The organism is Pseudomonas sp. BYT-1 (assembly GCF_023611805.1).
Taxonomy (GTDB): Bacteria; Pseudomonadota; Gammaproteobacteria; order Pseudomonadales; family Pseudomonadaceae; genus Aquipseudomonas; species Aquipseudomonas guariconensis.
The window spans coordinates 2,903,063-2,928,333 of record NZ_CP072559.1 but is presented as its reverse complement, the minus strand read 5'-3'; the positions used below and the strand labels follow the sequence as shown (position 1 = coordinate 2,928,333).

Sequence of the window (25,271 nt, the reverse complement as noted above, 5' to 3'; positions counted from 1 at the left end):
ATGGGACTTCTCGATAAGTGCGTAGACGCACTGGAAGGTACCTTGGAGTACCTCGCAAAACACTTCATTCACAAGGACATGACCAGTTACTGCGAACTGGCCACTGCTGTGGGGCTGACCGATGCTGATATCGAGAAATCCCCGGATCTGAAGGATCCCTACACCTTGGTCAACAGTGATTACTCGCTGCTGACAGTATTCGATCTGCAGGGCACGTACCAGATGCTTTCTGAAGCTGAGTTTTCAGAGATGCTGGAGTCCCTGCGCATCCGCATGACCGGTTATATGCGTGAAAAGGGCCATAGCCTGACGTTCAGCTTCGAGCGTGATCCTGAGCGTGCTACCGATGAGCTTATGCGCCTCGCCGAACCCTTGCTGAATACCGCCCGACGAATCGGCCTCAAAAGCGAGGACATCATTCTTGATCGAGTGAAGCGAAACGCTCCGCATTGCGCCTGGGAGCAAAACCTGCTGGTCGTCTACACGCACCTCACGTCCTTGAGCAAGGAAGAACAGGATCGCGAACTCGGCGAGCTGGCTAAAAGTGCCTCGAAGCACAAGCTTCCGCGACTCACCTATGGGCAAAATCCCGCATTTGCCCTGGCTGCTCTCAAGTACCGTCATGACACGATGATTGATCGGCTCATGGACGACTTTATCTCGTGTGGGGTTGAGGGCAAGAAAGGGATCATGATGAAGCCATTGAGCGCCCACGAGGCGATCAAGCGCATCAGGATCATGTTGAATCGGGAAGGCACTTCACAGAAGTTCCGGCCCCAAATCGTCGGCGATCGCTTCATGCTTCGCGGCTCGACCGACGCCAAAGACTATTCGGAACTAGTACCCCCGCGCCTCTGCTATCAAGTCTGCAGCAACGACGTTGAGCCAGTTGGTAACTACGTCAAGACTGACAGCCTGTGGCATGGATCGCTTGCGATGGAGCTTGGCCCGCAAGACGTCGTTCACTTCTCAAAACTTTTTGACGCCGTTGGTAAAAAGGATCCGTGGCGCATTCGTTTCGATATCTCGCCGGGCGGGCTTTCAATGATGCGTGCGCGCAAATTGATGGTCGGTTTTGTCGGCGTGTTGCCTGACAACAGGGCGATCCGCGATTCTTTCAAAGACTTAGAGGCAATTTCGAAAGATCAGGCCGTCATGTCGATGAAGGTCATGGCCTCTTGCTGGAGCAGTACCAAGACAGATCTCGAAACCAGGCTTTCCCGCCTGGAGAAGGCAATCCAGTCTTGGGGCACCTGCCAAGTACAGAAAACACATGGCGACCCCATGGCCGCTCTCGCATCCTCGATCCCAGGCTTCACGACAAAAAACACCGCTAACCGTCTTCTGCCACCGTTGAAAGAGGCCATGAAAATGTTGCCTTTGCAGCGGCCTGCGACCCCGTGGCCCGATAACGGTTCGTGGATCACTCGGACTCCGGATGGAAAGATTTATCCGATTGGGCTAGGCAGCTCGATCCAAGACACCTGGATCGAACTTGTCTCAGGCATCCCAGGCTCGGGTAAGTCGGTCGCTGCGAACTGCATGCACAACGCAACGTTGCATCGTCCAGGTGCGACCCAGCTCCCTCTGCTAACGATTGCGGATGTTGGCCCATCCTCCTCAGGTCTGATTCAAATGATCCAGGATTCGCTTCCTGATCATCGGAAGTCCGAAGCGGCGTACATCAGGCTGCAGAACAATCGCGACTTCGCATCGAATCCTTTTGATCCTCAGCTTGGGGCGCGTCAACCCACTCGCCGAGAACGCGAATATTGCGTCGACTTCTTGAATTTGCTCTGTGCCAGCGTCGCCAGTGATGGTCAAGGCGGGACTAAAGCCCGCACGCCTTCCGACTGTGCCGCGGTCAACGAAATGCTGATGACCCTTGTGTATGACGACAAAGCGGGTCGAGGCGCCAATCTGTATGAACCTGATGTAGTGCCTGCGGTGGACAAGGTGCTAGCCGAGTCGGGGATCAGCGCTGAGCATGATGAGAAATGGTGGAGTGCTGCAACTTGGTACGAAGTGACTGACATGCTATTCGCTGCCGGCTATGTGCGTGAAGCAACCTACGCTCACCGCCAAGCGGCCCCAGTACTGCCCGACTTCACTGCGATGCTGAACAACGAAGGCGTGCGTCAGACATTCGGAGATATCAAAATGGCCAGCGGCGGCGAGTCACTCCTGAAGTACATGGGGCGCTGCTTCACCTTAGCATCGACGACGTACGCGGTCTTTTCCGGCCGTACACGATTTGAAATTGACTCGACAACACGAGTCATTTCGGTGGACCTCAACGACGTAATTGGATCGAAAACACCAGAGGGCTCGATCAGAACCTCCTGCATGTACATGTTTGCCCGCCACCTAGGGGCTAAGAACTATTTCCTGCGCGAGGAAGACATCCGCCTTGTATCTCCGCCGCTGTACCTCGACTACCACCTGAAGCGTGCCGAAGATGTGGCTTCGCAGCAGAAGACCATAGCCTATGACGAATGGCACAACACCGAAGGCATGGATACCCCAGTGGAAACGCTGAAGAAGGACGGTCGTGAAGGCCGGAAGTGGGGTATCCGAATCATGGTGATTTCACAGTATCTGCGAGACTTTCCCCAGGCCCTGCTCAACGCGGCCACATCGGTCTATGTGTTGCGCGGCGGCAATGTGGATGACGAAAACGTGCTGCGCGAAACCTTCAAGGTTTCTCACGAAACGATCCAGCAGCTGCACCTGCAGTGCATAGGTCCTGGGCGCAATGGCGCAAACATGCTGGCCCTATTCAAGACGAACCAAGGCACGATCACCCAAATTTTGACCAATACAACCGGTCCGCTTGAACTCTGGGCAATGTCTACCACCCAGCAGGATATGGCGCTACGAAAAGAGTTGTACAACCGGATCGGTCCTATGGCTGCTCGCCAGGTCCTCGCTAAGCGGTTCCCTCTGGGTTCTGCCAAGACTCACATTGAGGCACTCGAGTACGCGTCTACCTCCAACGCCAAGGTGAGCGTCGTGAAGCAATTGGCAGAGGATCTGGTAACCGAGTATTACGCCGAACAAAGCCACCGGGGAGAACACGTATGAAGACCATATTCCGCATTACTCCTCTGGCCGTAGCTCTCCTGATCGGCTCCGCAGCTTCAACTCCCGCTTACGCACTTTGCGACGGCTGCGTTGTAGGCGCGATCGGAACCTCAACTGTCACGTTGACCGGGGCGATCGCCGCTACAACAGCCTCAGTGAGCGCCATGAACCTGTCGGTTAGCCAGCTGCTTTACCAGGTGGGTACCGCAACTACCCAAGGTGCAAGCAAGGTTGCCAATACCATTGAAACTGCTGCTCGGGTTCAACGGGAGTTTGACGCGAATCAGGAGCGTAGCCGTCGCTACGAGAATGCCCGCCAGAACTACTACGTGCCCAACTCGATCTGCAGCGAATCCGGTTCGGGCGGTTTCAATGAAGTCAGGGCGGGGGTTGCAGCAGTAAAAGCCTCTATCCGCACAGGTGGAGGGGGGAAAGCTGCCAGCACCAAAATCAACCAGGCTCTTACTGCTCCAGCCCAGCCGCCCTCGATCGATGCCATGCGATCGGCAAGCATCCATGCTGACTACTGCGATACCGATGATTACGCTGCATATGGTGGAGCAACAGCTTGCCCAGCCGTTTCGACTACCATGCCCGGGGCCGACAAACGCCTCGACTCGTTGACTATCGGCGCCGGCAAGGATGGCAAGGACCAGGACCTCACCTTTACTCAGGCGCAAACCGACGCTGCCAGAATGTACACGCAGAACTCCGCGCGGCGTTCAGTGGCTCCGCAGCTCAAGAAGGGGCAGGCCGAATCTGACGCTGGTGTCCAGTACATCGGCCTGATGAATCAGTACAACTCGATCATCTCCGCTGCGACGGATCCTCAAGATCAAATGATCGCCGCAAGCCAACCACTGGACTCAACTAAAGATCTGCTTAAAGAGGCACGGTCCTCAAAATCGGCTGAGTCTTACTACCAAAAGATTGCCTCGGCAGAAGCTAAGCGCACGGGAACCATGTCGGCCCGCGAATTCGAGTATTTCGAGGTGGGGCGTCGATACGCGAACACAGAGTACCAGGCTGATCTGCAGAACATGACAGGCGACAACCTGGTGCGTGAGCAGATCCGCGTCCAAACGCAGACCAACTGGTTGCTCCTCGAACTGCGCAACGATGTGACCCGCGGGAACATCATCAACGGTCTGAACCTGGCCAGTTCTGCACGGCAGGAATTCGAGCCTGTCTTGGGTGAGAAATACCGGGCTGTTAACGGTCGCATGGGGGGGGCCAACTGATGAGTGAGGAAAAGCTGCAGTCTTCCAAGGTCCGTCGGGGGCTGTCCATCGGGCTCCACCTAGTGATTCCGTTCTGGGCCATGCGTCAGACTTATCGACTGGCTAAAAACGAAGTCTCCAGGTCCAAGGAGCATTTAGAGGTCATTCGGCAATTGTCGGCCGAGGCAAAGGAAACACTGCGCGACCGTCGTGAGAAGGCAGATAGTGAGCAGCTGTCATTCAGCGAGGCGATGAAAAATCGGAAGCCTGGAGCCATGTCCATTCCTGAGCTCTATCGCTACTTTCTGTCTCGCAAGCGCGCCTGCCAGCTCGCAGCCTTGGTCCTGGGACTCTTCGCAGTGCTCGGCATTTTGCTTGGAGTCCATTTCGACTCGTCGAAAGGGGTGGTCCAGGGCTTGCTCTCGATCGCCACGGCAATGCCTCTTCTCTTCGCTATGGCTCTGAGCGCCCAACTGCGGCTATGGCAGCTCAAGACGCAGCGCCTTTCAAAGGAGGAAAAAGGTGGCTTGAAGGACTTCATTCGGGAGAACCGGAACTGGTTCCGGCAGCTGCTCGATCCTGAATACGGCCACGAGAAAGGAGGCCGGCCATGAGAATTCAACACAAAGCATTTGCCGTGATTGCTGCCATGCTCTGCAGCACCTTGGCTTGGGCTGACAGCACCACGCTGGGCGAAATCTCGGAAGCGGCCAAGCGCAGCGGCGATAAATCGCGTGAAGCGCTTGTCTCCATCTATGGCCAGGTCGTGAACAACCCGTTGGCCTCGGCCGGCGGAAGTGGCGACACCATCCTCGCGAATATCTTCCAGGTATTTAACAGCGCATTGCTTGTCGTGGGTGCGATGTGGGCCTGCTATATCGTATTCCGCAAGCTGACGCGCACTGCCCACGATGGCTCGATCTTCGACCGTCAGCAGTCCTCGTCGTGGGGACCTGTGCGACTTGTTTGGGGTGTCGTGTCGCTGGTCCCTACTGCCAACGGTTGGTCGCTCTCGCAGCTGTTGATGCTGTGGTCGGCGTCAGTAATGGGGGTTGGTGTGGCCAACCTCGGCGTCGATGCTGCGATCTCCAGTTTTGAAGATGGCCAATCGATGGTCGTGCAGCCAGTCATGCCCTCTACTGCCGCTCTGGCGCACAGTGTGTATGAAGCCAACCTCTGCTTGCACGGCATTAACGCCGGCATCGCTCAAGCACAAGCGAGCGGTGGCCTGGTCATCCCGGGCGGCTACATCCAACAGACCGCTACTAACAAAGGGTTCATCCTCAAAAACAACAGCTTCGTATGTGGTGGAGCGGACATCAGTGGCGATCTCACAGCACAGGCGGCCTCCACTAACATTATCAGCGGCACGATCGATGTCGCCGATATCAGGCAGGCGCACCTGGATGCACTGAAAGCCATGCAGGCGTCCCTGAGCCAGTCGGCCCAGTCGTTTGTGAATGCCTCTGTCCAACGAGCCAGTGGGTCTAAAACGGCACTGCCCGACAGTGAGTATGCCATCCAGATTGCAGCGCAGACCTATGAAAACTCGGTGAACAAGGTCGCCGGTACCAAGCAAGGGGACATCAAGCGGCTCGCTCAGGAACTCAGCTCAAACATTAGCAAGTCGGGATGGTGGGTATTGGGTGCCTGGTATCAGACTTTCGCTCAAGCGAATACCAAGCTTTCTGACGCCATGGCCGCAAAAGCAACTGTGTTCGGTATGTCGACCAGCGGAGATCCCTCAGTCGTTTCCGTGTACGACGAAGCCTACGCGGCCTATAAAGCCCAGCAGGAAACAACCTCCTACACCCCTACAGCAGGCACCAGTGCTACCGGCGACTACTCCAAAGGCGTTGTAGGCGCGGATGCGGGCAACATCATCGGGAGTATGTTCGCTGCGCCTGGCCAGCGAATCGTGAACTACCTGATCGACGTGAATGCCGGCGGCGAAGGTCTGGGTCAGCTCAACCCCCTGATCAAGATGAAGAACCTGGGCGACTACACGATGGTTGCGGCAGAGACGGCCATGGGCGCCTATGTGACCGCGAAGGCCATCGAGAAGGTGAAGGATGGCTGGAGTGTCGCCGGTGTATTTGCCAAGGTGGCAAACGCCGTGACATCGGTTGGTGATGCTTTGAGCGGTGTGCTTGAAGGTGTATCACCATTCATCATTGGCCTCGTCCTGGCGATGTTCATCCTGGGCGGTACGCTCTCGACATATCTCCCCATGGTTCCATTCATTATCTGGTTCGGGGCCGCGGTCAACTGGCTGGTAGTGGTTGGCGAAGCAATCATTGCGGCGCCACTGTGGGCCTTTACGCATTTGGGTAGCGAAGGGGAGGGCATGGGCCACAAAACCTCCCATGGCTATATTTTCCTGCTGAACGTGATGATCCGCCCTGCACTGATGGTCGTCGGGTTCTTCTTGGGCGGGGCCGCGCTGATCGCAGGAGGCACGTTGCTCAACCAGTGCTTCGGGATTGCCCTGGCCAACGCCCAGTTCGACTCTGTGACGGGATTGTTCTCGATCATCTTCTACTTGGCGATCTACTGCAGCATGTGTTTGACCTTGGTCCACAGCTGCTTCAACCTGATCCTGATCGTTCCCGACCAGGTCATTAACTGGGTCGGTGGTCACGCCGCGGCATCGGTGGGCCGTGAGGACAATGAGCGGATGCGCAACGCGATGAACATCTTCGGTAGCCGCCTCGAGCACTTGGCGCCCAAAGGGGGAGCTGGGGGCGAAAACAGACGCACCAAGGGAGGAGATGGGATCAAGGGATGATCAAATCGGGGGGCCTTCGGGCCCCTTATCAATTGAGGATTGACCTGTCAATGGGTCATGGTAGAATGAACCTAACCTAATTCCGTATTGTGTATCTCATACGGATTTTTGAGGGGATCGATATGAACATTATCTGGTGGGTCCTTCGTCCTTTTTATTGGCTCGGTCTGTTGCCAGTGATTGCCGTATTCCTGATCGCCTGTGCCCACTTTTCCAGGGACACAGAGGTATCGCTAGGGATCATGGCCATCGCGCTGGTCTATTTCGGGCTCGGCTACCTGCTGTTCTCGGTGGCTCCACGTTATTTCAAATCGCGCCTCGATCGCATGGTCGAGAAGGTCAAGCTGACGGGCTTCAACCCGAGCCATGAAGCCGTCTCGGTGATGTTCAACCGCTACGTCGGCTTTGATGCCGCAGCAAAGAAGGCCTTGTACGTAGACGTCAACTTAAACAGCGCGACCTTGATTGACTTTGATCAGGTGTCCAGCTGGGAGCTGGTACCCGATAAAAGCCCGCTCTTGCTGTTTAAGTTAGTCACTCGTGTTCCGAACCTGCATGAAATCGGGATACGCATCAAGGCGAACCAGTTTGGGGCCTGGAAGTCGGATATGCACACTTTGTTCGGCTGACCAAAAAATTCAACGGAATTGATGCTTTATGAACCTGAAAATGACTGCTGCAGCATGTGTTGTGATGGGGCTCCTGACTGGATGCAATGACAAGGAAGCACCTGCACCAGTATCCACACCCAAGCAGAGCCAGAACGCACAGACGCCGCCCGCGGCACCGGAAAAGCCTGCACAAGTGATCGACACTTCTGTTCCGCTGAACCAGTACCAAGACTTGGCGAGTAACAACGGCAAGCCACTCACGTTCCTGGTGCTTGCTAAGGCGCCTGGGGCCACGACGGAGGACAAGATGGGCTACCTCTCCGCCGACTACCTAGCCACCAGCGACGCCTTCAAGCGCAAGGACATCGAGTCAGCCCAGTGGCCGGCATTCGAGGCCACGCTGAAATCCTATGCTGCCAATGATTACTACTCGCTGCCGATCTCCGGGTTTGGGGTATCAAGCGTGTTGAGCATGCAGAACGTTTCTGTCGGTCCATACGATTTCAATACGCATTCGTTCCCCCTCACCAGCTACGGGCAGTACTGCTGGGCGAATCCTGTTCGCAACGCTCAAGGAATGAACCTGCAGGTTAAACCATCGGCGTTTCCATGCAGCCTGAAAGTCAATGACTCTGCCCAAGCTCGGATCATCGAAGAGGCTCGGGCAAAAGGGAGCCTTGACCTTCGAGGCACCTTGTACCTGTACATCCCGGAAGCTGATGGCAACACCGCAGTCGGTCAGATCGTGCGGGGCTCGATCGACCTGGTCGACCAACAAACTAATCAGGTTATGGCGAACTTCACCATGTGACGATCCAAAGCGAAGGAGGTGGCCTATGAAGCATTTAGTGACTCGCGAGCCGTGGTGGGCTCAACCGCCCAAACCTGGGCAAAGTGACAAAGACTGCACATGGGGCTACCTCGAACGCTACGACGATGGATCGTTTATGTTCGACCAGGCCAATCGCCCAAGCGATGAAGAAATTCAAAACCGAAAGGGATGCCGGGTGCCGCCGCACTCTACGTCGCCCTCGACCGGGATTTTACAAGGCAAGGAGACTTCGATGAGTGCGAGCTCGATTCAAGAATGGCAAGGCGTCCTGCAGGACATTGCTGAACAAAAACGGCATCGCCTGACGGGCAGCGAATACAAAGAGGTCATCGCCGCGATCGAGGCGCAGCCCAAGGACATTGAAAGCCAGCACATAGCGCGTCAGTTGGTGGCCAAGCTGGCTCAGCACCAAGGGCACGAATCCGAAGCTCCCTTTCGCGATCAAGGCCTGAATCGGGTGTTCAACGTTGAAAAGTTGCCCGCAGCGCCTGCAGAGGGCGACGAACGTCTGCGGGAACGCGTCATCGCCGGTACCACTATTTTCAAGTCACGTGAATTCGATCATACGTCCGAGCCTTCAAAGCTCAACGAACGCGGGGAGCCTGGCCGGCTTGTCCACGGAAAACGCCTCGACGTCTTCCACAATACCGAAGGCCCGGGCGACAAGTTTGAAGTGTTCCAGGTACGAACCTCCACGCACATTCCTTACAGCACTGGAATCCCAGGCAAACCAGTGGATGGTGAGCGCAAGCCTCAAGGGGTGTTCCATAGCTTTGAGGAGGCTGGGAAGAGCATCGACAAGGCAGTGGGGGTGATGAGGCATTCTGAGCTGATCAGACAGCGCCAGGCCGAGCATGGCATTCACTGGAAGGAAGCCCCACCAGCGCCGAAGCCCCGGGCTCCACGGCCAGCATAACCATCCAGAGAGGGCTACGGCCCTCTCGTTCATTTGGAGCAAGCATGTGATTCTACAATTCAAGTTTTTCAACACCGAACAACAAGAAACCGCTCTCTTCCAGACCGAAATTGATCTGAACGGGTTGGTTGCTGTTGCAGAGTCAAAACGCGAAATGATTCGGGAAAAAGGGAAGTCTTTTGCGCAGAGTGCAGTTCCGTTCTGGGCCAGTGAACTGGTCAAAGCAATGGAAGAAAATGATGAGCAGGCCATGAGTCGTCACGCCATTCAAGCCGCTATGGCCGCTTGGTTGGCTGACTCGGTATTCGACGGAGCTACAAAGGCTGATTACGAGTCGAGCTACCTGGAGTTTAACGTTCATCCGACGGGTATGGTCGTACTGAATAGACACCCAATGGCGAGGTACAAGGCGCCAAAAGGGGCGCCTTCCCCTTAAAGGATGATGAAAGGGCAGGCCGCGCTGTGGCAGATGGTTTTACCCTTTGCTTGCACCGGTTCTGCTCGGTCGATGTCAATGAGGCCTTGACCCAGCGGGACTGTACAGACCACTCCGTCGACCATGATCAACGCGCTTGATTGGCAAGCCTGGTCAGAGCGGGCCTGCAGCAGATGTGCATAGGCATTCTTGATGTCCTGAACGCCCTGCAATAAAACGCAACGATGAGTATTCATGATTTCCCCTCATGCTGCGCCGGCAATTTCTGCCGCACGCCGGGTAACGATGATCACTGGAATGGGAAGGGACATTTCGTCCCGTACGATCAGGGCTTTGCTCTGGCTGTACATCGCGCTGGCCAGCTGACGGCGGGCGAGCATCGACCCGATGCTCGACTGAGTTGATTGGGTGGTTTTGCCATTGCACGGCACGACCAGAGATTCACCAGGCTTCAACTCAGCCAGTGCTTGGGAAATATTGCCGCATGAGATTTTGAGTTCCATCGCTTGCTCCTAGAGGGGTAGCCGCCCCGATGAGTGTTGAAAGTACGTACGTACGTACTTATAATAGATCTTGCTACACGACTTGTCAGCCAAAAGAGAGAAATCTCTAGAACCAATTGGCATCACCGCCCACGGAAGGAGAAGGGAATGAAACAAGCAATCTCGGTAGGGGGAGGATTGGTGCTGTTGCTACTAGCAACAGTCACCGCTGCAGCAGAGGAGAGGGGCCCGGCGCCTATCGCTGCGAACCTAACCGCTCAGTTCTATGACGTTGACGAGGATGTGGTGGAAGTACATGTGCTGCAGCAAACAGCGCTGACCGCGACAGTCGTTGCATCTGCGCCTGGGGGTCATTCCTGTACATTTCAAATGATGCCGGCCCCTGCAGAAACAGCAGCTCCACATGGCTGGCTGATCGCACACACCAGCTGTAAGACTTGACAGACCCAAGCAAGCTATCATTGTCAGCATGAGCTGATAAACCCGGTTCAGTGGGCTAGCTCAGCTTGACGTATCTGGTATTTGACCATATGATTAGGGCCGTCAGGTGATACGCTACCTTTAAGTGCGAGCTTGAAATCGGGTGATACGCTACCCTAAGTGCGAGCTTGAAATCGGGTGATACGCTACCCTGAGTGCGAAATTGAAATCAGGCTCTCGCCGCCTCGAAGGCGAGGAAAGAAAGTGGCGATTGCCACTTTTTTTTGCTCAGGCGCGAGGACTTATGAGGTTTTACACTGTAACGGACGACTACATCGCTTTTTTGCAGCAATTCGATGGAAAGGTCCCAAACAACGGTGGGGCCGGATACAAAGGCAAAAAGGTCTATGTTGGTGTTCTGCTAGAAATCGGAAATCATAAATTTCTAGCGCCTCTGACCTCATACAAGCCGGCCCAGGATCGCATCCAATCATCATCCTGTTCGGCATTCAAGCTGCATGAGCGTACTAATCCAGACAACAAACTTGGCTTGATTGCCCTGAACTACATGGTTCCGGTTCTGGATAGCGAGTTGGTCGAGCTAGACATTGACGCCCAGGAAGGTCGGTATAAGCAGATGCTCTACAAGCAGTACGAGTTCATCAAAGCAAACCGGCAAGAGATAATCGACCGCGCAACCAAGCTCTACGAGCATGTGGTCATCAAGCGGAGCGACTTCTTTGTCAGAATTTCCTGTGATATTCCCAAACTCGTAGACGAGCACAAGAACTTCAACAAGGCCGAATGAAACCTAACCGGGCTGCTTGTCACGGGCTCGATCAGAGCCGGGATAACTTCAGATCGGCATGACGAGCGGCTTGCTCTCTTGTCAATACACGCTCGATACGTTGAAACAACCCCTGATTCTTTGCCTTGGCGGCTGGGCGTAGCCGATCGGCCTCCTCGATCACTGCCTGCAGTGCCTTTGCTGGATCTGGTTGCTTGCTCGAATAGCCCAACCGTTGCCCAAGGTCATACCGCAAGTTCTGCGCAGCGCCGTTTACCGCCTGAGTAAGTGTCTCCTCGCCACTCTCGAAACGGTCAAAATCCCGCCCGAATTGCGAGGAAAGCCCCCCCTCGTAATAGTCTTCCAGGTAGTTGCAATCGAATAAGGCCAGATGAAGCTCGGCGGCGGCAAAAACTGAGTGCAACACCTGACCTTTCCGGTACGGTGCTGCCCCTATGTCATATACCGAACTCAGCGTTGAAGAACGCGCCACCATCCAAATCGGCCACGCCCAGGGCTTCAGCCTGCGCAGGATTGCTCGCCTGATCAATAGGTCTCCTTCGACCATCAGTCGAGAGCTGCGCCGCAATCGAGATGTCTGTGGCAGCTACTCGGCCCGCGCGGCCCAGGAGCAGATGAAGGCCCGCCGCCAAGTCTGTCGACCGAGCCGAAAGCTGCTGCCGGGGAGCGAGCGCTTCGAACTGGTGGTTCATATGCTGCGTGAGCGTTTGTCTCCCGAACAGATTGCCGGCAAGCTGCGCCACATGAACATACCTAGCCTCAGAGATGCCTACGTCTGTCGCGAGACGATCTACAACGCGATCTATGCCCTGCCAGTGGGTGAGCTGCGTAAGGAGCTGATCATCTGTCTGCGCCAAGGCAAGACGACGCGCCGGCCGCGCTCTGGTGGCGTGGATCGGCGCGGCCAGATCCCCGAGATGGTCAGTATTCATGTGCGCCCGCCGGAGATTGAAGACAGGCTGATGCCGGGGCATTGGGAAGGCGACCTCATCAAGGGTAAGGCCAACGCCTCGTCCGTCGGTACGCTGGTGGAACGCACCAGTGGGTACCTGATGTTGGTGAAGATGAACGACGCGACGGCGACTTCGGCGCTGGAAGGCTTCAGCGCCGCGCTCAATAGCATGCCGCTGGAGATGCGCAAGAGCATGACTTACGACCAGGGCCGGGAGATGGCACGACACGCCGAGATCACCCAAAGAACCGGCGTGGCGATCTACTTTTGCGACCCGCACAGCCCCTGGCAGCGCGGCAGCAACGAAAACATCAACGGCCTGATTCGCCAGTACTTGCCCAAGGGCACAGACCTGTCGGTACATAGCCAGGAGGAGCTGGACGCCATTGCGCTGCAACTGAATATGCGACCGCGTAAGCGCTTCGACTTCAAATGCCCAATCGAAGTTATGGGCGAGGTGATGCAGAAGGCCATGGCTATGCGGCATGATGCTCCAGTTTCAATTCAATGACCGTGTTGCACTCAGCTCCTGCAACCGCCCTCCATTATCTCCAACAGTTGCTCAGCTCGCCCGGGACTCTCATCGGTAACTGATGGAAACCGCTTCTGGATCAGCCCGCTGATTGCTACCAAATAGGCTTTCCGCGCCTTGTCTTCTCTTTTTTCGAGTTCAACACGTACCTCTTTTGCCCGCTCAACGTGACGGTTAAGGTCACGCAGGAGAACTGCAGCCCGCTTTAGCAGGTCGCGGTCGTCCATATCCAAGAGCTCGCTAAGACTGTTGCCGCTGACCGAAAAATGACCCAGTTTCGCCCATTGTGCTGACTGAAAACTGACCCAGGTGTTCCACTGCACCTGCTCATTTTTTGAGCAGGAGAACACAGGGTGATCAGCATGGAAATGATGGGCAAAATTCGGCGGATGTATTTCCGCGACAAGCTGTCGTTGCATGAGATAGCCAAGCGCACCGGACTGTCGCGCAACACCATCCGAAAATGGATCAGAGCACCGGAGTCCAAGCAGCCGGTTTATCAGCGTCGAGCTGTGTTCAACAAGCTCAGTCCCTTTCACGAGATGTTGGAGCAGGCGCTGCGGGCTGATGCCTTGAGGGCGAAGCAACATCGCCGCAGTGCCAAGGCGCTACTGACCATGATCAGGGCTGAAGGCTATGACGGCGGCTACAGCCAGCTCACAGCCTTCGTTCGTCATTGGCGCGGAGAGCAAGGCAAGGCGGTACGGGCATTTGTGCCGTTGGCGTTCGCGTTGGGCGAGGCCTTCCAGTTCGATTGGAGCGAGGAAGGCTTGCTGATTGGCGGTGTTTTCAGGCGCGTCCAGGTCGCGCATATGAAGCTATGTGCCAGCCGAGCCTTCTGGCTCGTGGCCTACCCCAGCCAAGGGCATGAGATGCTGTTCGATGCCCATACCCGCTCATTCGCCGCCTTGGGCGGCGTGCCGCGTCGCGGCATCTACGACAACATGAAAACGGCGGTCGACAAGGTCGCCAAGGGTAAAGGCCGCACGGTCAATGCTCGCTTCATGGTGATGTGCTCGCACTACCTGTTCGACCCGGACTTCTGCAACGTAGCGTCCGGCTGGGAAAAAGGTATCGTCGAAAAGAACGTCCAAGACAGTCGGCGCCGCATCTGGCTGGCCGCCTGCGACAACACTTTCCATAGCTTCGAAGAGCTGAATGCCTGGCTTGCCCAGCGCTGTCGGGCTCTTTGGCACGAGCTGATCCATCCGCAGTACAACGGCCTCACCGTCGCAGAAGTCTTGGAACTGGAGCGCGTCGAAATGATGCCGATGCCGAGGCCCTTCGACGGCTATGTAGAGCGCACGGTTCGCGTTTCCAGCACCTGTCTGATCAACGTGGCTCGCAACCGCTATTCAGTACCCTGCGAGCGTGTTGGACAGTGGGTCAGCAGTCGGCTCTATCCCTCGCGAATCGTCGTGATTGCCGATGATGGTGTGATTGCCAGCCATGAGCGCCTGTTTGATCGCGATCAGGTCAGCTACGACTGGCAACACTACATCCCCCTCATTGAGCGTAAACCGGGAGCCCTACGCAATGGTGCCCCGTTTGCCGATCTACCCAGGCCCCTACGCCTGCTCAGACGCGGGCTGCGGCGGCATCTACAGGGTGACCGAGTCATGACCCAGGTGTTGGCCGCCGTGCCCATCGCTGGCCTGGATGCCGTCCTCGTGGCGGTTGAGCTGGTTTTGGAATCTGGCAGCCTGAGCGCTGACCACATCCTCAATGTCGTGGCCCGTCTGACCGCCCGTGAAGTACCACCCTCGGTCGAAACCAACCTGCAACTGAAGGTGTCCCCTGTTGCCAATACCGCGCGCTATGACCGGCTGCGCAGCACGGATGAGGAGGTGCGGAATGCGTGATCTCACAGAGGAACTCAAAGACTTACGCCTGCACGGCATGGCCGATGCCTGGGCAGAGCTGGCCGCACAAGGCGAATCTTCCACTGCGTCATCGAAATGGCTGATCGAGCATCTCCTTGATCAGGAGCACGCCGATCGGGCAGTGCGCTCGGTACATCATCAGATGAATATGGCAAAACTGCCCATGCACCGTGACCTGGCTGGCTTCGACTTCGGTGTATCCAGCGCTGATGCCCGGCTGATCAAGGAACTGTCCACTCTGACCTTCACCGACACAGCGCAAAATGTGGTGTTCATCGGCGGCCCTGGCACCGGTAAAACGCATCTCGCCACCGCCCTGGCAGTGGCCGGCATCACCCAACATAACAAGCGTGTGCGTTTTCACTCCACGGTCGATCTGGTCAACCTGCTGGAGCGTGAAAAACATGAGGGCAAGACAGGGCGGATCGCCCGAGGACTACTGCGTGCAGATCTGGTAATCCTTGATGAGCTTGGCTACCTACCTTTCAGTCAGAGCGGCGGAGCCCTGCTGTTCCACCTGCTTTCGAAGCTTTACGAGCACACCAGCGTGATCATCACCACCAACCTCAGCTTCGCCGAGTGGTCGAGCGTATTTGGCGACGCCAAGATGACCACGGCCTTGCTCGACCGATTGACACACCACTGCCACATCGTCGAGACGGGGAATGAATCGTACCGCCTGCAAAACAGCACCCTGGTGGCCAAGACCAAGATCCAGGCGAGGGAGCGGAGACGGCAGGATGTCGAGGAAGCGGAGGACGACCCGTTTTGACCTCTTTGGGCTGGCCTTGCTGAGTGCAGGGTCAGCACTTTTACGATGCTGTCGACTGCTAGGCTTATCCACAATTGCCGGGGTCAAAATCGGCAAGCAGCCCTGGGTCATTTTTCAATCGGCAGGGTGGGTCAACTTTCAATCAGCGCCAACACTGCAGAGGATCTTAAAGCCGCTTTTCGTCCCGCTTTATCGCCATCGAAGGCGAATGTAACGGTATCTGCGTTTTGAAAGAGCCTACGCATTTGCACATTGGTAAGGGAGGTGCCCATGGGAGCAACTGCCCGCGAATCACCAGCCTGGTGGAGGCTCAACACATCGAAAAAGCCTTCGACCACCACCGCATGTCTGTCAGCGCGGATGAATTGGCGGGCGACGTTGAAGGCATACAGCTCCTCGCCTTTATGAAAAAGTTTCGTCTCTGGCGAGTTAATGTATTTAGGCGTTCGGTCAGGGCTCTCAATAACAGATCGGCCAGCAAAGCCAACCAGGGCCCCGCCGTGGTCGTGAATCGGGATCATTATCCGGCTTCGAAATCTGTCAAATAACCGGCCATCTTCGGCTTCACATACCAGACCACAATCAATCAGGATCTGCCGGTCGTGGCGCTTCAGCAGGAGATCTGCAATACCAGTACCTACGGTGCCTAAACCGTATTTACTGATCGTGTCGGAACTCAACCCTCGCTGTTGAGTCAGGTAGCCATATGACTTTGCATTCCTCTGAATGCCTCCGATATAGAGGGTTTGGGCATCGTTGAGGGCTCGGTACATGGCTGCCAACTCTGCATTCCGCGCTTGATCTGCCGCAGTAACCTGGCTGGGCTCAGGGAGTTGGATGCCCGAAAACTCGGCAACCGCTGCAACGGCATCAGGGAAGGGCAGGTGGTGATGGTCCATCATCCACGTGATAGCGTCACCCTTCGCGTCACATCCATAGCAGCGGTAGAAATTACGCTCTGGGGAAACACTAAACGACGGCGTTTTTTCTTTGTGGAAGGGGCAACAAGCGCTAAAGTTTTTGCCCGATTTCTTCAGTGTAATGTCACGCGATATCAACCCTACCAAATCCGCTGCTTGGCGGACTCGGTCGAGAAACTCGTCACTGTATCTAACGTACTTCCCCATGGGCGATCCCTACTGAGCCTGCGTCTGTTCCAGCCACTGGGCAATAGCTGCCGCTTGGTTGGGAAGGGTGAGCGGCGTCTGCGCGCCCTGCTGGTTGATCACCGTTGGGGTGCCCAGGAACTGCAGTTTTCTGAAGACTTGGTCATTGGCCCGAACATGGGTAAGGCCTTCCTCGCATACAGGCCCATCGATCGGTCGCCCCTTGGCGATGGCTTTCCACATCGAGGCGCGCTGCTCGATCGGAGCGCAAAGCATCTGTGCGATAGGCTTGGCTGAGCCTTCACCACCGATCACCGATACAGGGAAGATCTCAACGGTATGATCCGCGGCGAGCTGCTCGAGCTCAGGTTCGAATTTCTGGCAGTGAGGGCAAGAAGGATCAGAGAAGACGTAGACAGTCCCTTTGGCCCCTTCGGATAGCTTCACTGAATACTTGCCAGTAGCCACCCCGGCCTTGATCGCCTCCCGGACAACTTTAGGGTCTGTTGGCTTGGGAAGGCCGGGGATGTTAGAGAGGTCTGGAGCAGGCTGTTGAAAGGTCTGTGGGTTTTGTGGAGCAAAGGCCGGGGTAGGGGGCTGTGGTGCCTGGAGACCGCTGCCCGAACCATACTGCGCCTCGGTAGGCGCCTGCAGACCGGTCAGTTTTGCCGCGAACATGTTCAAGCCGAGTGCAAAAATGATTGCGAAAGCGGGGATAACTCCCCACTTTACGAACCCTTTGGCCCGGGAGGTCCAGCGCCGGCGCACCCCATGCGAAACGATAGCGCTCTGGAGTGCTTCAAAGGCGTCAATAGCTAGTTGTTCGGTGCCAAAGGATTCGAGAACGACCTGCTCCAGCTTCCCTCCAAATGCGCTGGTCACGAGGATCTGCTTACCCTCACGCTTCAGAGACAGCCCGCGCTCCAAGGGCAACAACGATACACTCCGTTCTTCACCAGTCGAGCCGAAGTGAATGTGAAGGGTGTTGTCGTATTGACGAATCTTGTCTCGGTTTTTCATTGGCTATCTCCAGTATTCAGGTCGACGAGACCTAGCTTGGCCAGATATTTTTCAACCCCGTCGATTGCATCTTCGATAAATGGCTCGGTTAATCTATAACCAGTGTCATCGGCATAACTTTCCCAGTGGGTCTGCGTGTAAACTGCCCCCGCTTCCATAAGCGGAGCTTTACGCTTTCCTAGGTTCAATGCGTAGAACAAAGGACGGTCCATCCCTTTCAACCAACGAAATTGAGACGATGGCAGTTTTCCCAAGTTACTTGCTTGCTGGTGCATGGCATAAAGCATTGTTCTAGGGTAGGGGTGTTTATCTAACCAGACTTGAGCTTCCGGGTGCGCGGCATACTTCTTGAACGCATCCTCAGCCAAGCTCAAATCGGGATAGCCCTTTTTTCCCTCAAACGTGTGGTGGTGGCATGAACGATTCAGAGCGTCCAGCAGCTCCTGGGCCTTTTTCATATCGCGCCCATCCGATAACAGCCTGGCGCCGAACACTGCAAACAGGGCTCGCTCGGTAGGACTCAGCTCATTCAGGCTTTTGATCCGGCTACCCAAGTCTTTCACTAGCAGCTCCCGGCAGCGCTCCCGGTCGAGCCGTCGGTTGACGATGAGGCCATGCTGCAGAGCCCATTCTTCGGGATGGATCGCGCTGCGGTGCTCCTCAGGATCTTCATTCAAAAGCAGCGTGTGCGGATCGCCGTAATACAAGGATGGGATGATTGCGGGCGAATGGTTAGACATCACCCACGGCAGCGTTTCTACTGTGATAACTCGGCGGGTTTTGTTAGCCGCGTGCCGATGCGCCGCACGAAATCCACGTAGCGCTAATATGACGGGGATGAAAATGAAAAAGTACCCTGAAATATTGAGCAGACGCAGCAAGTCAGCAAACTTTACTTGCGAGGGGTTCATCGCAAGCTGGGCCGCTTCGTATCGCCACAGTCGAATTTGATCTGGCATAAATGACCAATCAAATACACCAAGTTGGTGCCAAGCCCACTTCAACCCCCAGTAGCTGATCGTGCCGTGCCAGCGCGACCAGCACATCCAGCCAAACACAACAGGAAGTGCGATCATCACCAACCACACAACTCCCATACCATCAGACTCACCCTGGTTATGGCGCGCCATATTCCCTCCTAGAATCTCAATGAGTTGTTATATACGCGCTGTATATAGGGATATTTGAATTTCGGAGTTCTTGAGTGGTAGTGCCCTACACCGTCCCAAAAACTCCCACCGGCCTGATTAATTTCGTACCGCAGGATGTAAGCGCCGGCCCTTGCCGCCCAGCAGAAATCGCTCGTGATGAGTTCGGGTGGGACGCCGAACTCGCTTTGCAGGCGGTTTGCCCAAATCGTGTTGATCTGGAAGGGACCGTAATCGACCGTCCCGTTCTTGTTCACGCTCTTCAACGGTTCACCGCTGCCGCTCTCGGTAAGCCATACAGCGATTAGGCCACGCAATGGCAGGCTGTAATCCCGAGCAGCCTGCACCATGCAGGCAGGTACCAGGTCTTGGGCGACATCAGGCGGTGGAGCGGGAATTGGAACCATTAGGCAATCCTTCCGTAATAACCCGTGATGGTTTATGCTTTTCCGTATGGTAGCTATTCTACGGAATCAAGGCAAGGCAAACCACACCAGTCGCTGGGTTGCTCCAGACGGCTCCAGACTCAAGGGTAAGGAGGGTTGATGGAAAAAATTCTTTGGATCGCTGAGAAAGAATCCCAGCTATCCCAGGGTGTATTCCCTGTGCTCAATGGACACACTTCTGACCGTGGGGCAGGCTGGACGAAACACGGTAACGACTGGTGCGTGTGGCTGGATGGACATGCCTTTCAACAGGCGACGCCTGATGACTATTTGCCGGACGATCTGCCTACTACCGGCAAGGGTCGGAAAATTTGGCGGATGGAAGATCTGCCAATTATCCCGCCAGAACAACAATGGAAAATTCTGCCCGATCCTCGCAAACGGCCCCGGCTCAGCAAGCTGAAAGAGCTTTTGGCCTGGTGTGACGTTGTGTACCACCTTGGCGATCCAGACAGCGAGGGACAAAGCCTTGTCGATGAGGCGCTTGAGTACTATCGCTGCCGCAAGCCTGTTAAACGGGTTTTGATCAACGACTACAACCCCAGCAAGGTCCGCGAAGCACTCGCCAATATGCGTGACAACTCTGATCCGCTGTTCAGAGGATGGCGGTTGTGGGGGCTTGCTCGGAGCCGTTATGACTGGCTTTTGGGCATGAACGGTACGCGGGCGATGACCCTTCGAGGGCGCGACATGGGCCACCAAGGATTGCTGCCCGTTGGTAGCGTGCAGAGCCCTTTGCTTTACGTCGTCCGCGAGCGGGATCGAGCAATCGAGTCTTTCAAACCTGTCCCTTATCAAGACATTACTGCCGTTTTCACGGCCGAAGCGGGGATTTCGATCCGCGGCCGCTGGGTGCCACAGGATGACCAGGCTGGCCTGGACGAGTCCGGTCGTCTGGTCGACGAAGGCGTCGCTAAACGACTTCTTGCACGCCTGCAGGATGGCGTCCCCGGGGACGCCTCAGTCATCGAGCACTCGGTCACCGACAAGAAGAAAAAGCCCCCACTTCCCTTGTCCATGAATGAACTTCAAATGGAAGGTTTCAGCCGCTTCGGCTACACCGGTGACGAGGTGATGGAGGCCGCGCAAAAGCTCTACGACACCTACAAGGTCATGACATACCCTCGTACCGATGTGCGCTTCCTTTCTGAAGCCCATCATGCCGAGGCGCCCGGCGTGATCGCCGGAATCATACAGCTGCGACCAGATCTGCAGGCCATTGCTCGTGAGCTGGACCCACACCGCAAATCAGCAGCCTTCAATGATGCGAAAATGCGTACTCCCACGGGTGAACCCACCCCGCATCACGGCATCATCCCTTCAACCCCGGAAAATCCAGTCAATGTGGCTGACTGGTCTGAGCCTGAGCGGAACGTGTACGACATGGTGGTGCGGGCGTATCTTGCCCAGTTTGCAGCCGATTACCGGTATCGGTCGATGGTGTTGCGCATTCGCGTTCAGGTTGGTGAGGTGTTCGCTGCAACTGGTGTCTGCCCAACCGAGCAAGGTTGGAAAGCTGTTTACAAGGAGCCCCCACCGCTGGATGGTGCGCCCGCCGAAGATGAAGGGCCCGAGGGTGAACTCCCTGATGTGCAGATCGGCGATCTGTTGAAGTGGTTGGAAGTGACTTCAACAGGCAAGGTAACTACTGCGCCACCGCGCTTCGACGACAACATGCTCCTCGATGCAATGAAAAATCTGCATCGGTACGTGGACGATGTTGAGTTGAAAAAGCGGCTCAAAGAGGGTGAGGGGATAGGTACTACTGCCACCCGTGCAGGCATCATCGCCGACATGAAGCGGCGTAGCCTGTTTGTGCCGGCGGGGGGGAAGGGCAAAAAGCTCATGACCAGCCCTGAAGCCAGGAGCTTGATTGACGCTCTGCCCATGCGCGTTAAAGACCCCGCACAAGCCGGTGCCTTCAAGCGCTCGCTGGATCAAGTCGCAGATGGAGCGATGAGCCTGAGCGACTTCATGCGCTACGCCGAGGAATTCGTTCGTGACGTTGTTGCCACTGCCAAGGACGCCTCTATCACGCCCCTCCCACCCGCAGCCGGCGAAGGCGTTCCCTGTCCTAACTGCAAGAGCGCATTGCAAAACCGGGGCAAGCGTACCGTATGTTCCAGCTGCGAGTTCGTACTTTGGCACGAGGTATCAGGAAAGACTCTCACTCCAAGCCAGATCGAACTGTTGTTGGTGAAGGGTGAAACACCTGTCATCAAGGGCTTCGTGAGTCGTCAAAAGCAGTCCAAGTTTTCCGCGAAGCTGAGGCTGGACACCGGCACAGGAAAAACGACGTTCGTGTTCGACTCAGCACCCAGCACCCCGGATCGTCCAGCTCCAGCTGCGCCGGCGATGTCGTCCAACAAGCTTGAGTGCCCACGCTGCTCAGGTGAGATTGCAGCGGTACCAGGTCACTTTGAATGCAAAGCGTGCCAATTCAAAGTCGGTGCAGTGATCGCCAGTCGGCCGTTGAGTGCTTCGGAAGCGGATGCGCTGTTCAAGAGCGGGATTACGGAGAAGCTCTCTGGATTTCTCAACCGTGAAAAGCGCCCATTCACCGCTTACCTCAAACTCAACCGGGATAGCTGGAAAGTCGAATTCGACTTCGGGAAAAAGGTGGGCTGAATGATCACCGATTTCCTGAACGAACATGACCGGCAGCTGCTGGCCCACGAAAAGGGTTTCCAGGATCTGGTGCTGCAGCACATGCGAGCGCTACCTGCGCTGGAGTGGATGAGGTTCAGAACCATCGCCCGGGACAATAGCGCTTGGGGGGATGCCGCCGCGCGAGGCCTCTACAAACACGAGGAGGTGCTGCACGCATCACTCAACCTGCCAACGTTGAGTTTGGGCGACTTGCCCAAATCCTATGCCGCCGGGGCCAGCGTCATAGGCCAGCTCGGGGGACAACCCGTGCTCTATTTTGAGGGCACTGGCTATTACGCATGGGCCTTGGCTCCCGAGACATCGTCAATCCTCGAGGCTTCAATCACTTATCCAGCCTACCCGCCAGGGTGGGCTGAAGGAGATCGTTCATGATTCGCCGCACATTGCCGATCCTGCTGATGATCCTATTGGCTGGCTGCAACCAGGAGTCAGGGGCATCAAAAGAGCCTGGCGAACACAGGGAAGTTATCCAGGGGATGCACACCCAATTTATTAAAGTCACCGAGGGTCAGAATCAATGGTATGAGATGGCCATTTCGGTAGACGACAGCAATACGTTCCGCATGCCAGTGTTCTTTGCTGAGGACGGAAAATTGGTTCGCATCGATGACAAGCAAGCTCGCAAGCTGTTTGATCGGTGGCTCAAAGAACGAGCCAAAGGGATAGCAGCGTTCAGTTCAGTAGACGAGCAGGTTGGCTTCAAAGGGCCATTCCTGGCGCTCGACGTCAAACGGTAGGGAATCAAATGTTTAACGAGACTGAAATGAAGGTCGTCCCGGCCTACTTCGCCAAAAATCCTGCAGGAATGTCGGTGCCATTTATCGTCTCCCTGATGCTGGTGGATGCGGATCACAAACCTGCTTTGCCGCCGTCGGTTGAGACCTCCATCGATCGCACGGCAGGTATCACTGGCGCGGAGGGGGTGGCATTGGCGAACGTCTATGACACCGATGATTTACGTGCCTTGGCGGTCAACAGCATCCACCGAGCCCATGGCCTTAAAGAGTTGGCCATCGTGCTGTTCCGCTGCCAAAGCGCGCCTACTGCGGAACACTTGATGACCGTGTTGAATGACTGCTTCGAGCTGTCCTTGGTCAAAGACAGCGCCGCAAGGGGAAACGATGAATAATCGAATCATGCGGTTATTTGTAGGTGCTTTGAGTGTCGTAGTGGGCCTGGCCATGGCGATCAACTCTCGACTCAATGAACTCAGTCCCACAGCCGAATGGCTTCAGTCTGCGTTATTTTTGATACTTGGCCTCGCCTTGATCATCAAGGCCTTTACACCAAAAAAGAAGGACAATGCCATGCCGGCACAGTGGACGGATCACCAGCTTGCGGCCTTTGAAGCCGCGATGGAAACCATTGGCAACATGATCGCCCTCAAAGCTCGCGACATCCACAACGAGCGCAGCAAGGACGAACCGAACCAGGCGCTGATTGATCAGCTGAGGGCCGAGCAAGCTGAGCTCGTAGTCGAGCGCTCCCGGCTTCGCATTGACGACAATGTGGCGGTAGCGCACGCAATAGAGCGCTACGGGCCGATTGTCAAAGCTTCGGCTTGAAGGGGATACCTCATGGCATCTCCCGATGACGTTGGCCTCACCGTTGCTCAGGCCCAGGCGATAGTGGATCGATTCATGGCCGAATATCGTGGTCACATAGGTGTGACTGCTATTATCAAGGCCACGCAGGAGGAAATTTATGGACCCGACGCCGCAAGAGAAAAAATCGGATACCGAATTGACGCAGCCTACCACCCAGCAAGAGCCATCTTTACCCTTGCCGCTTCCAATATGGGTGATGAAGGGGCCGTCCGACGAGCGCTGCGCCACGAGCTCCTCGGGCATTATGGGCTCAACACCTTCAATCCCGAAGAAAAGCGGGAATTCCTGGATCGCGTTCTTGAAACGCGCGGCGAACCTTCACTAGCCCATATTTGGGCGTACGTGGATCAGCACTACGCCAAACTCCCCGGCATCCATCGTGCAGAAGAGGTCTTCGCATTTGTCGCGGAGGAGGAGCGTTCATTCCTCGGAAAAGCATGGGACCGCACCCGCAATGCCCTACAAGGCATGTTGAAGGCCGTCGGACTTTCAGACGGTAGGCTTACTATCAGCGAGCTGCGCATTGAAGCTCAGGCAATCGCTGCAGGTATCAAGGAAGGACACCGACAGCAAATGACGTTTCCCAAGGACGACCAGTCGCAATTCCGACTGTCCCCCGAAGACCACGATGCCATTTTTGACGACATCGCCCTCTTGGCGCTCTCCACTACCAAACCTGTCAACCATCCAACCGCCGTTCTTCTCGGGGGACAACCTGGTGCAGGCAAGGCCGGACTCAGCAGCAAAGCACTGGATGAGTTCGGTGGTAACACCATCAAGGTTGATGCTGATGAGCTGCGCAAGCACCATCCGCAATACCTGCAGCTGATGCGGCAGAACGACCGCTTGGCCGCCGATCGTACTCATCCGGATGCCGGCGCATGGTCGGTAAAGCTCACCAATTTGGCGATCAAGAATCGGCGGAATCTCTTGATCGACGGGACCATGCGGGATCCCGATAGTCTCGCCAGGCTGTGCTCTCGCCTTCACACCGCTGGCTATCGGGTCGAGGCCCGTGTATTGGCAGTAGATCCCCTCGTCAGCCGCATGAGCATTCATATGCGCTACGAGCTGCAGCGAGAAGCCAACGGATTTGGTCGTTGGTCGAATCGAGATAAGCATGATCTGGCCTACGCAGGCCTGCCTGTAACCGTCGAACGGCTAGAATCAGATAACCTAGTCGATACGCTGCAGGTGTTTAGCCGCAACGGTACCGAGTTGTATGCGCGTCGCCTGTCTGAAGTGGATTGCACTCCAGCAGCTGGCCGACTGCGCATCACTCAAGAGCGCGAGCGCGTCTGGACTCCCGAGGAGATTCGCGGCTTCAGTTACAACCTGGAAGTGATCGAGGGAAAGATGCTTGTACGGCGAGCTGCCCCGAGCGAGCATGCTGAGCTGGATGGCCTCCGATCGGAGTACCGTCACAAGTACCCGACCGATCTTAGCCAGGGAGATTTCCTGAAGAGGCCGAAGCCGGGCTACTAACAGTACCTTTTAAAAACAGTGAGTTAGAAACG

At 56.0% G+C, this 25,271-nt stretch carries 27 protein-coding genes; 19 read left to right on the top strand and 8 right to left on the bottom strand.

Going from position 1 to position 25,271, the window contains the following annotated elements:
* The 8 genes from J5X93_RS13545 (at position 1) to J5X93_RS13510 (ending at position 9,887) form a co-directional block, all read left to right on the top strand.
* Positions 1 to 3,084, top strand: coding sequence for a putative type IV secretion/conjugal transfer ATPase (locus J5X93_RS13545; RefSeq protein WP_250036137.1), 3,084 nt, complete (start codon positions 1 to 3; stop codon positions 3,082 to 3,084).
* Complete coding sequence (gene traW / locus J5X93_RS13540; RefSeq protein ID WP_023662981.1) at positions 3,081 to 4,325, top strand: conjugal transfer protein TraW; 1,245 nt, start codon at positions 3,081 to 3,083, stop codon at positions 4,323 to 4,325. The genes J5X93_RS13545 and traW overlap by 4 nt, the downstream gene beginning before the upstream one ends.
* Entirely contained in the window at positions 4,325 to 4,918 is a 594-nt protein-coding gene (locus J5X93_RS13535) for a hypothetical protein (protein ID WP_250036135.1), read from the top strand. The genes traW and J5X93_RS13535 overlap by 1 nt, the downstream gene beginning before the upstream one ends.
* Positions 4,915 to 7,092 (top strand): DotA/TraY family protein, encoded by a 2,178-nt coding sequence (locus J5X93_RS13530; RefSeq protein WP_250036133.1) that lies wholly within the window; start codon positions 4,915 to 4,917, stop codon positions 7,090 to 7,092. The genes J5X93_RS13535 and J5X93_RS13530 overlap by 4 nt, the downstream gene beginning before the upstream one ends.
* Before the next feature lie 122 nt (positions 7,093 to 7,214).
* Positions 7,215 to 7,721: a hypothetical protein gene (locus J5X93_RS13525; RefSeq protein WP_250036131.1), complete on the top strand. Its 507-nt coding sequence runs from the start codon at positions 7,215 to 7,217 to the stop codon at positions 7,719 to 7,721.
* A gap of 28 nt (positions 7,722 to 7,749) precedes the next feature.
* Positions 7,750 to 8,514: a hypothetical protein gene (locus tag J5X93_RS13520; RefSeq protein WP_250036129.1), complete on the top strand. Its 765-nt coding sequence runs from the start codon at positions 7,750 to 7,752 to the stop codon at positions 8,512 to 8,514.
* A gap of 25 nt (positions 8,515 to 8,539) precedes the next feature.
* Complete coding sequence (locus J5X93_RS13515; protein ID WP_250036127.1) at positions 8,540 to 9,451, top strand: hypothetical protein; 912 nt, start codon at positions 8,540 to 8,542, stop codon at positions 9,449 to 9,451.
* Between the two features lie 46 nt (positions 9,452 to 9,497).
* Positions 9,498 to 9,887, top strand: coding sequence for a hypothetical protein (locus tag J5X93_RS13510; RefSeq protein WP_250036126.1), 390 nt, complete (start codon positions 9,498 to 9,500; stop codon positions 9,885 to 9,887).
* Here the strand turns inward: J5X93_RS13510 and J5X93_RS13505 are convergent.
* Positions 9,884 to 10,123, bottom strand: coding sequence for a hypothetical protein (locus tag J5X93_RS13505; protein ID WP_132476514.1), 240 nt, complete (start codon positions 10,121 to 10,123; stop codon positions 9,884 to 9,886). The two genes, J5X93_RS13510 and J5X93_RS13505, sit on opposite strands and share 4 nt — an antisense overlap.
* 9 nt (positions 10,124 to 10,132) lie before the next feature.
* Complete coding sequence (locus tag J5X93_RS13500; protein WP_250036124.1) at positions 10,133 to 10,390, bottom strand: hypothetical protein; 258 nt, start codon at positions 10,388 to 10,390, stop codon at positions 10,133 to 10,135.
* A gap of 147 nt (positions 10,391 to 10,537) precedes the next feature.
* Between J5X93_RS13500 and J5X93_RS13495 the strand changes: the two genes are divergently transcribed.
* Together J5X93_RS13495 and J5X93_RS13490 are read left to right on the top strand one after the other, a co-directional pair.
* On the top strand, positions 10,538 to 10,831 hold the full coding sequence (locus J5X93_RS13495; protein ID WP_250036122.1) for a hypothetical protein: 294 nt from the start codon (positions 10,538 to 10,540) through the stop codon (positions 10,829 to 10,831).
* Positions 10,832 to 11,033: 202 nt separating this feature from the next.
* Positions 11,034 to 11,618 carry a type III toxin-antitoxin system ToxN/AbiQ family toxin gene (locus tag J5X93_RS13490; protein ID WP_250036121.1) on the top strand — a complete coding sequence of 195 codons (585 nt, stop codon included), beginning with the start codon at positions 11,034 to 11,036 and terminating at the stop codon, positions 11,616 to 11,618.
* A 31-nt stretch (positions 11,619 to 11,649) separates the two neighbouring features.
* On the opposite strand, the gene J5X93_RS13485 is transcribed toward J5X93_RS13490, so the two are convergent.
* Positions 11,650 to 12,024, bottom strand: a complete 375-nt coding sequence (locus J5X93_RS13485; protein ID WP_250036119.1) for a hypothetical protein — start codon at positions 12,022 to 12,024, stop codon at positions 11,650 to 11,652.
* A 28-nt stretch (positions 12,025 to 12,052) separates the two neighbouring features.
* On the opposite strand from J5X93_RS13485, the gene J5X93_RS13480 reads away from it, so the two are divergent.
* Entirely contained in the window at positions 12,053 to 13,081 is a 1,029-nt protein-coding gene (locus tag J5X93_RS13480; RefSeq protein WP_050161940.1) for an IS30-like element ISPsp8 family transposase, read from the top strand.
* A gap of 11 nt (positions 13,082 to 13,092) precedes the next feature.
* Here J5X93_RS13480 and J5X93_RS13475 read toward each other — a convergent pair whose 3' ends face one another.
* Positions 13,093 to 13,425 carry a hypothetical protein gene (locus J5X93_RS13475; protein WP_250036117.1) on the bottom strand — a complete coding sequence of 111 codons (333 nt, stop codon included), beginning with the start codon at positions 13,423 to 13,425 and terminating at the stop codon, positions 13,093 to 13,095.
* A 39-nt stretch (positions 13,426 to 13,464) separates the two neighbouring features.
* Here J5X93_RS13475 and istA point away from each other — a divergent pair, with 39 nt between their 5' ends.
* Together istA and istB are read left to right on the top strand one after the other, a co-directional pair.
* Positions 13,465 to 14,964 (top strand): IS21 family transposase, encoded by a 1,500-nt coding sequence (istA, locus tag J5X93_RS13470; protein WP_182943259.1) that lies wholly within the window; start codon positions 13,465 to 13,467, stop codon positions 14,962 to 14,964.
* The gene (gene istB, locus J5X93_RS13465) at positions 14,957 to 15,757 is read left to right on the top strand and encodes an IS21-like element helper ATPase IstB (RefSeq protein WP_064305084.1); all 801 of its coding nucleotides are present in this window, start codon (positions 14,957 to 14,959) and stop codon (positions 15,755 to 15,757) included. The genes istA and istB overlap by 8 nt, the downstream gene beginning before the upstream one ends.
* A 131-nt stretch (positions 15,758 to 15,888) precedes the next feature.
* Here the strand turns inward: istB and dnaG are convergent, their stop codons facing one another.
* Genes dnaG through J5X93_RS13445 form a run of 4 tightly spaced genes read right to left on the bottom strand, consistent with a single transcriptional unit; the run spans position 15,889 to position 19,438 of the window.
* A complete protein-coding gene (gene dnaG / locus J5X93_RS13460) occupies positions 15,889 to 16,884 on the bottom strand; it encodes a DNA primase (protein WP_250036115.1) in 996 nt (331 codons plus the stop codon).
* 9 nt (positions 16,885 to 16,893) lie between these two features.
* Positions 16,894 to 17,883: a DsbC family protein gene (locus J5X93_RS13455; protein ID WP_102642976.1), complete on the bottom strand. Its 990-nt coding sequence runs from the start codon at positions 17,881 to 17,883 to the stop codon at positions 16,894 to 16,896.
* Complete coding sequence (locus J5X93_RS13450; protein WP_250036113.1) at positions 17,880 to 19,013, bottom strand: secretion/conjugation apparatus DotM-related subunit; 1,134 nt, start codon at positions 19,011 to 19,013, stop codon at positions 17,880 to 17,882. The genes J5X93_RS13455 and J5X93_RS13450 overlap by 4 nt, the downstream gene beginning before the upstream one ends.
* An 8-nt stretch (positions 19,014 to 19,021) precedes the next feature.
* The gene (locus J5X93_RS13445) at positions 19,022 to 19,438 is read right to left on the bottom strand and encodes a lytic transglycosylase domain-containing protein (protein ID WP_250036111.1); all 417 of its coding nucleotides are present in this window, start codon (positions 19,436 to 19,438) and stop codon (positions 19,022 to 19,024) included.
* Positions 19,439 to 19,576: 138 nt separating this feature from the next.
* Here J5X93_RS13445 and J5X93_RS13440 point away from each other — a divergent pair, with 138 nt between their 5' ends.
* The 6 genes from J5X93_RS13440 to J5X93_RS13415 are packed head-to-tail and all read left to right on the top strand — an operon-like array spanning position 19,577 to position 25,239.
* Complete coding sequence (locus J5X93_RS13440) at positions 19,577 to 22,105, top strand: type IA DNA topoisomerase (RefSeq protein WP_250036109.1); 2,529 nt, start codon at positions 19,577 to 19,579, stop codon at positions 22,103 to 22,105.
* The gene (locus J5X93_RS13435) at positions 22,106 to 22,519 is read left to right on the top strand and encodes a hypothetical protein (RefSeq protein WP_250036107.1); all 414 of its coding nucleotides are present in this window, start codon (positions 22,106 to 22,108) and stop codon (positions 22,517 to 22,519) included. It begins immediately after the preceding gene.
* On the top strand, positions 22,516 to 22,884 hold the full coding sequence (locus J5X93_RS13430; protein WP_102642980.1) for a hypothetical protein: 369 nt from the start codon (positions 22,516 to 22,518) through the stop codon (positions 22,882 to 22,884). Before J5X93_RS13435 ends, J5X93_RS13430 begins: the two co-directional genes overlap by 4 nt.
* A 26-nt stretch (positions 22,885 to 22,910) precedes the next feature.
* Positions 22,911 to 23,276, top strand: a complete 366-nt coding sequence (locus tag J5X93_RS13425) for a hypothetical protein (RefSeq protein WP_198731237.1) — start codon at positions 22,911 to 22,913, stop codon at positions 23,274 to 23,276.
* Positions 23,269 to 23,712 carry a hypothetical protein gene (locus J5X93_RS13420; RefSeq protein WP_250036105.1) on the top strand — a complete coding sequence of 148 codons (444 nt, stop codon included), beginning with the start codon at positions 23,269 to 23,271 and terminating at the stop codon, positions 23,710 to 23,712. Before J5X93_RS13425 ends, J5X93_RS13420 begins: the two co-directional genes overlap by 8 nt.
* A 12-nt stretch (positions 23,713 to 23,724) precedes the next feature.
* Positions 23,725 to 25,239 (top strand): zeta toxin family protein, encoded by a 1,515-nt coding sequence (locus J5X93_RS13415; RefSeq protein ID WP_250036103.1) that lies wholly within the window; start codon positions 23,725 to 23,727, stop codon positions 25,237 to 25,239.
* Positions 25,240 to 25,271: the final 32 nt, after the last annotated feature.

What these genes read in the sequence shown, in the direction of transcription:
- J5X93_RS13455 (WP_102642976.1), bottom strand. Translation starts at nt 17,883, where the DNA reads ATGAAAAACCGAGACAAGATTCGTCAATACGACAACACCCTTCACATT.
- traW (WP_023662981.1), top strand. Translation starts at nt 3,081, where the DNA reads ATGAAGACCATATTCCGCATTACTCCTCTGGCCGTAGCTCTCCTGATC.
- J5X93_RS13415 (WP_250036103.1), top strand. Translation starts at nt 23,725, where the DNA reads ATGGCATCTCCCGATGACGTTGGCCTCACCGTTGCTCAGGCCCAGGCG.
- J5X93_RS13450 (WP_250036113.1), bottom strand. Translation starts at nt 19,013, where the DNA reads ATGGCGCGCCATAACCAGGGTGAGTCTGATGGTATGGGAGTTGTGTGG.
- J5X93_RS13545 (WP_250036137.1), top strand. Translation starts at nt 1, where the DNA reads ATGGGACTTCTCGATAAGTGCGTAGACGCACTGGAAGGTACCTTGGAG.
- dnaG (WP_250036115.1), bottom strand. Translation starts at nt 16,884, where the DNA reads ATGGGGAAGTACGTTAGATACAGTGACGAGTTTCTCGACCGAGTCCGC.
- J5X93_RS13480 (WP_050161940.1), top strand. Translation starts at nt 12,053, where the DNA reads ATGTCATATACCGAACTCAGCGTTGAAGAACGCGCCACCATCCAAATC.
- J5X93_RS13425 (WP_198731237.1), top strand. Translation starts at nt 22,911, where the DNA reads ATGAAGGTCGTCCCGGCCTACTTCGCCAAAAATCCTGCAGGAATGTCG.
- J5X93_RS13445 (WP_250036111.1), bottom strand. Translation starts at nt 19,438, where the DNA reads ATGGTTCCAATTCCCGCTCCACCGCCTGATGTCGCCCAAGACCTGGTA.
- J5X93_RS13440 (WP_250036109.1), top strand. Translation starts at nt 19,577, where the DNA reads ATGGAAAAAATTCTTTGGATCGCTGAGAAAGAATCCCAGCTATCCCAG.
- J5X93_RS13420 (WP_250036105.1), top strand. Translation starts at nt 23,269, where the DNA reads ATGAATAATCGAATCATGCGGTTATTTGTAGGTGCTTTGAGTGTCGTA.
- J5X93_RS13435 (WP_250036107.1), top strand. Translation starts at nt 22,106, where the DNA reads ATGATCACCGATTTCCTGAACGAACATGACCGGCAGCTGCTGGCCCAC.
- J5X93_RS13505 (WP_132476514.1), bottom strand. Translation starts at nt 10,123, where the DNA reads ATGAATACTCATCGTTGCGTTTTATTGCAGGGCGTTCAGGACATCAAG.
- J5X93_RS13430 (WP_102642980.1), top strand. Translation starts at nt 22,516, where the DNA reads ATGATTCGCCGCACATTGCCGATCCTGCTGATGATCCTATTGGCTGGC.
- J5X93_RS13495 (WP_250036122.1), top strand. Translation starts at nt 10,538, where the DNA reads ATGAAACAAGCAATCTCGGTAGGGGGAGGATTGGTGCTGTTGCTACTA.
- J5X93_RS13520 (WP_250036129.1), top strand. Translation starts at nt 7,750, where the DNA reads ATGAACCTGAAAATGACTGCTGCAGCATGTGTTGTGATGGGGCTCCTG.
- J5X93_RS13530 (WP_250036133.1), top strand. Translation starts at nt 4,915, where the DNA reads ATGAGAATTCAACACAAAGCATTTGCCGTGATTGCTGCCATGCTCTGC.
- istB (WP_064305084.1), top strand. Translation starts at nt 14,957, where the DNA reads ATGCGTGATCTCACAGAGGAACTCAAAGACTTACGCCTGCACGGCATG.
- J5X93_RS13525 (WP_250036131.1), top strand. Translation starts at nt 7,215, where the DNA reads ATGAACATTATCTGGTGGGTCCTTCGTCCTTTTTATTGGCTCGGTCTG.
- J5X93_RS13500 (WP_250036124.1), bottom strand. Translation starts at nt 10,390, where the DNA reads ATGGAACTCAAAATCTCATGCGGCAATATTTCCCAAGCACTGGCTGAG.
- J5X93_RS13515 (WP_250036127.1), top strand. Translation starts at nt 8,540, where the DNA reads ATGAAGCATTTAGTGACTCGCGAGCCGTGGTGGGCTCAACCGCCCAAA.
- istA (WP_182943259.1), top strand. Translation starts at nt 13,465, where the DNA reads ATGGAAATGATGGGCAAAATTCGGCGGATGTATTTCCGCGACAAGCTG.
- J5X93_RS13535 (WP_250036135.1), top strand. Translation starts at nt 4,325, where the DNA reads ATGAGTGAGGAAAAGCTGCAGTCTTCCAAGGTCCGTCGGGGGCTGTCC.